Raw genomic sequence first — 3572 nt, 5'->3', positions numbered from 1 at the left:
CGCCAGTATCAATTTGCAAACTCCCAACAGCCCGATTTAACCGCCGAAATTCCTTTTGATTTCAAAGGGGGTTAGCGATTTGGTCCAAACCTCAGAGACTGCCTAGAACGTGATTTTCAGTCTCTGAATGGCTTTTGTCTCAAATCGACCAAACCTCCGTCGATTTGGTTTGGTTAGAAAAAATCGATTAATTTCAGCCACTTGACGCTTCCGGACTGTGCCCGAGTTTTGACTGATCTTACCGCCTGTCACCCCAAAAAGAGACGCCCAAAGTGGGCGTTGCTAGACGAAAGGGCACGTAGTGCAACGATGCGACATCGGACGTTTGATGCATGAATGCGTACTTGGCTATCAGCCCCAGCCAGCTGAAGTCCCTACGATACGACGGGTAGCCAAGCCCAAAGAGCAATCAACGTGACAAGAAGGACTGGCGGCGTCAGCACGAGGCCGACCTTCATGTATTGCCCCCAGGTGATGCGCTGTCCTTTCTTGGCAAGAACGTGGAGCCAGAGCAGTGTCGCAAGGGACCCGATCGGCGTGAACTTCGGCCCTAGGTCGTTGCCGACGACGTTGGCGTAGACCATTAGCTGCTGTGTAACCGCGGGGATCTCGGCTCTGTCGATGGCGAGTGCGCCGACGAGGGTGGCAGGCATATTGTTCATGACAGAGGCCAGCGCCGCTACGACAAAGCCGGTGCCTATTGTGGCAACGAATGTTCCCTGCGCCGCCAACCAGAACAGAACGCTCGCAGCGACATCAGTCAGGCCTGCGTTCCCAAGCCCGTAGACAACGAGATACATGCCGATAGAAAAGAGGACGATCTGCCAGGGTGCGCCACGCAGCACTTTGCCAAGGGGCACCACTGCGTCTCTTCCCCCTTGAAACCAGCGGCCGGCAACCGCCAGCAGGACAAGTGCCGCTGCCCCCGTCACGAAGGAGACCGGCACACCTAGCGATCCCGTCACGAAATAGGCAACGAGAAGCAGGCCAAGCAATGGGAAGGCTGTCCGGAAGACGACGTGATCACGAATGGCGTGACGTGGCTGCTCGAGTTCGTCAACCTGATAGGTCACAGCAATGTCCTTGCGGAACCAGACCCAGAGAACGAGGAGCGTGGCAGCAAGGGAGACAAAGTTTACCGGGACCATGACGGCTGCATAGCGGCCGAAGGAAATGCCGAAGAAGTTTGCCGTGACAATGTTCACAAGGTTGGAGACCACGAGTGGGAGTGAGGTCGTATCGGCCACGAAGCCGCAGGCAACCGTGAAGGCGAGCGCGGCCGTCGGCGGGAAGTCGAGACGGAGAAGAATAGCAAGGACAATTGGGGTTAGCAGCAGTGCCGCACCATCATTGGCAAAGACAGCCGCGATTGCAGCTCCCAGGATGATTGTGAGCGGAAAGAGCCTGCGCCCGCTGCCCCCACCCCAGCGCGCGACATGGAGCGCTGCCCAGGAGAAGAACCCTGCCTCATCAAGGATCAGCGAAATGATGATGAGCGCGACGAACGTGAAGGTCGCGTCCCAAACGATATGCCAGACAGTGCCGACGTCGCTCCAACCGACGACACCAGTGAGAAGGGCACCTGTAGCGCCGATCAGCGCTGACCAGCCAATGCCGAAGCCCTTTGGTTGCCAGATGACAAAAACAAGGGTGGCGACGAAGATCGCAAGGGCGAGCATGGAGATATTCCTGTGAAGATCAGATAGCGCGTTGGTTCACGCGGCTGGATAATTCGGCTGCGGTTTCGACGCGCTCGGAATAGCGATCCGTCAGGTAGGCGGACCGGCCGCGCACGAGCCAGGTGAATTTCACCAATTCCTCACAGACATCGACAACACGGCTGTAATAGGAAGACGGCTTCATGCGTCCTGCCTCGTCGAATTCCATGAACGCCTTCGGCACCGATGACTGGTTCGGGATTGTCACCATTCGCATCCAGCGACCAAGGATGCGCATCTGGTTCACGGCGTTGAAGCTTTGGGAGCCTCCGGACACTTCCATTACTGCAAGCGTCTTTCCTTGCGTCGGGCGCTTGGCTCCAAGGCTGAGTGGAATCCAGTCGATCTGCGCCTTCATGATGCCCGTCATTGCGCCGTGGCGCTCGGGACTGACCCAGACCATGCCTTCCGCCCAATCGGCGAGATCGCGAAGTTCTTTCATCTTTGGATGATCGGGTTCGGCTCCGTCCGGCAACGGCAGACCTCGCGGGTCGAATGTTCGGACTTCGGAGCCGAACCATCGAAGCAGTCTTCCCGCCTCCTCCGACAGGAGGCGCGAAAAGGATCGCTCCCTGATCGAGCCGTAGAGAATGAGAATACGTGGTGGGTGCGCCGGCCCGTTGGGATCAGCGAGCGCTTCGCCGTCGATTGGCCGAAGCTGTTTCAGATCAATGTTCGGCAGATCGAGGGAAAACGGATCCGTCACGATTGCGTATCCTGCAATATAACGACCTCGCCATCTTCCTTGACGTAGGATGATACCGGGTTGGAAAGAAGTGCCAGCACCTTTTCAGAGGGGCGGCAGAGGGCTGCACCCTTATCCGTGACAACGATCGGACGGTTGATCAGGATGGGGTGCGCCATCATTGCATCGATCAGCGCGTCGTCGGTCATGGAAAAATCACTCAAGCCGAGTTCGGCATAAGGCGTGCCCTTCTCACGCAGCAAATCGCGCGGCGTGATGCCCATGGCGTCAATTAGCCTTAGCAGTTCCTCGCGCGCGGGCGGCGTCTTCAAATATTCGACGACATGAGGCTCTTCGCCGGATTGGCGGATCATGGCGAGCGTGTTGCGCGACGTGCCGCAGGTAGGATTGTGATAGATCGTGACGGTCAACGACATGTCTCCGGTTCGCATTGGAAAGCAATTTGGCTGAGATCACCGCAGATTTCCGGCTTGCCGGAACAGCAATCCTCGGTGAGGAAGACGAGCAGACTGCGCATGTCAGCATAGCTCGCCGCATAGAGAATGCGGCGGCCGGCGCGCCAAGAGCGAAGGAGCCCGGCGCGTTCAAGTGCCGATAGATGGAAGCTCATCCGCGTCGGTGGGATCGACAACGCCTCGGCAATCTCGCCTGACGGCATACCGTCTGGGCCGACCCGCACCAACAAGCGGAAGGCGGCCAGGCGATCCTCGTGTGCAAGAGCGGAAAGCGCCTCTATTGCCGAATCATCATTCATAAGATGATCCTACAAGGATGGTTGTAATATGCAAGCGTTTTCTGAGGGTAGCTGATGCTGAGGAGCGCCGACTTCACTTCTCGTCGTTTGATATTGCAAAGACCGCCGCCAGCTGATCCGACCACGGCAGGTCAGAAGCCGTGACCAGCTCGTTGAGCGAGAGCGACGGCGGGGTGCGGTGTATGAGCAGCTTCTCCAGCACGTCAGGGGCGAGATAAGCCAACCGCATTGTACGGCCCACATATTGATCGCTAACACGGTCGGCCTTGGCTATGTCTGCGATCGTAGAAGCTTCGCCACGCTCAAGCTTACGCCGCCAGTTCCAGGCGCGAGCTATAGCGCGCAACACATGCGCATCCTGCGCCCGCGCTTCGGCGGGTCCGTGGTCAGCCGG

General features: G+C 58.0%; 5 protein-coding genes. All 5 read right to left on the bottom strand.

Annotated features, from left to right (window positions below):
* Positions 1 to 374: 374 nt before the first annotated feature.
* On the bottom strand, positions 375 to 1679 hold the full coding sequence (locus ACFO1V_RS09615) for an arsenic transporter (protein ID WP_374834656.1): 1305 nt from the start codon (positions 1677 to 1679) through the stop codon (positions 375 to 377).
* Positions 1680 to 1698: 19 nt separating this feature from the next.
* Positions 1699 to 2424 (bottom strand): arsenical resistance protein ArsH, encoded by a 726-nt coding sequence (arsH, locus tag ACFO1V_RS09610; protein ID WP_374834654.1) that lies wholly within the window; start codon positions 2422 to 2424, stop codon positions 1699 to 1701.
* Positions 2421 to 2834: an arsenate reductase (glutaredoxin) gene (gene arsC, locus ACFO1V_RS09605; protein WP_374834658.1), complete on the bottom strand. Its 414-nt coding sequence runs from the start codon at positions 2832 to 2834 to the stop codon at positions 2421 to 2423. Before arsC ends, arsH begins: the two co-directional genes overlap by 4 nt.
* Positions 2831 to 3178 carry an ArsR/SmtB family transcription factor gene (locus tag ACFO1V_RS09600; protein ID WP_374834652.1) on the bottom strand — a complete coding sequence of 116 codons (348 nt, stop codon included), beginning with the start codon at positions 3176 to 3178 and terminating at the stop codon, positions 2831 to 2833. Before ACFO1V_RS09600 ends, arsC begins: the two co-directional genes overlap by 4 nt.
* A 73-nt stretch (positions 3179 to 3251) precedes the next feature.
* On the bottom strand, positions 3252 to 3572 hold a 321-nt coding region (locus ACFO1V_RS09595; RefSeq protein WP_380075093.1), incomplete at its 5' end, for a hypothetical protein.

The sequence above is a fragment of the Daeguia caeni genome (assembly GCF_042653845.1).
In the GTDB taxonomy this organism is placed as follows: Bacteria; Pseudomonadota; Alphaproteobacteria; order Rhizobiales; family Rhizobiaceae; genus Brucella; species Brucella caeni.
The sequence above is the reverse complement of the archived record's forward strand: the minus strand, read 5'-3'. Positions and strand labels throughout refer to the sequence as shown.